This window comes from Coleofasciculus sp. (assembly GCF_046565525.1).
In the GTDB taxonomy this organism is placed as follows: Bacteria; Cyanobacteriota; Cyanobacteriia; order Cyanobacteriales; family Coleofasciculaceae; genus Coleofasciculus.
The window spans coordinates 1-1,358 of sequence record NZ_JBKHUP010000254.1; the positions used below are offsets into that span (position 1 = coordinate 1).

Sequence of the window (1,358 nt, forward strand, 5' to 3'; positions counted from 1 at the left end):
TTACCGGAGAAATTGGGTTTAAAGCCCCGTCCTTATAGGACGGCTTCAAAAACTGTGGTATGATTACGTCAAGTAACTGAGCGTAATATGTTGGTATTCGAGGCAAAGTTAGAAGGAACCAAGGAGCAGTATGAACGGCTAGACGAAGCCATTCGTACAGCTAGGTTTGTTCGTAACAGTTGCCTGCGATACTGGATGGATAACAAGGGAATTGGAAGGTATGAACTGAGCGCATATTGTGCTGTTCTAGCCAAAGAGTTTCCTTGGGCTAAGAAACTGAACTCAATGGCTCGTCAAGCATCTGCGGAACGAGCTTGGTCAGCAATTGCCCGTTTCTACGACAACTGTAAAAAGAATATTCCAGGCAACAAAGGGTTTCCCAAATTCAAGAAGCATAAAACTCGCGATTCGGTCGAGTACAAAACCTCAGGATGGAATCTATCAGATGATAGAAGAACTATCACCTTCACTGATGGATTTAAGGCTGGTAGCTTCAAGATTTGGGGAACTCGTGACTTGCATTTCTATCAGTTGAAGCAGATTAAGCGGGTGAGAGTTGTCCGCAAGGCAGACGGATACTACGTTCAATTGTGTCTCGACCTGGAACGTTTAGAGAAACGGGAACCGACAGGGAAGACGATTGGGCTTGATGTTGGACTGAATCATTTCTACACCGATTCTGATGGTCAAACGGTGGAGAATCCCAGACATCTGAGAAAGTCAGAGAAAGCCCTCAAGCGTCTTCAACGTCGGCTGGCTAAGACACGCCAACGTTCCAATAACCGAAAGAAGGCTCAAAATCGGTTAGGTAGAAAGCACCTCAAGGTAAGTAGGCAACGTAAAGATTTCGCCGTCAAGTTGGCCAGATGCGTAGTCCAGTCTAACGACTTGGTAGCCTATGTAGACGCGCCAGCGGCTTGCCGAAGGCTGGACTTGTTGGTGTCGAATATGGTGAAAAACCATAAACTCGCCAAGTCCATCTCTGATGCTGCATGGTCTACTTTTCGCCAGTGGGTTGAGTATTTCGGCAAGGTGTTTGGAGTGGCGACAGTCGCTGTCCCTCCCCAGTACACTAGCCAGAAATGCTCAAATTGTGGAGAGAAAGTGCACAAGTCTCTCTCGATGAGAACGCATTGCTGCCCTCATTGCAGGTTTGTCATTGACAGAGACTGGAACGCCGCCATCAACATCCTCGAATTAGCATTGCGTACCGTGGGGCACACGGGAAGTCACGCCTCTGGAGACATCGACCTCTGCCTTGGTGAGGAGACTCCTCAAGGTAAGCCGAGTCGCGGAAAGAGGAAGCCTCGTCAGTGATGGCGGGAATCCCTGTGCGTTTACGCCGGGGAGGATGTCAA

1 protein-coding gene is annotated in these 1,358 nt (G+C 48.6%); it reads left to right on the forward strand.

Going from position 1 to position 1,358, the window contains the following annotated elements; all coding sequences use genetic code 11:
• Positions 1 to 87 precede the first annotated feature (87 nt).
• Positions 88 to 1,317 (forward strand): RNA-guided endonuclease InsQ/TnpB family protein, encoded by a 1,230-nt coding sequence (locus tag ACLGGO_RS35565; RefSeq protein ID WP_446422850.1) that lies wholly within the window; start codon positions 88 to 90, stop codon positions 1,315 to 1,317.
• Positions 1,318 to 1,358: the final 41 nt, after the last annotated feature.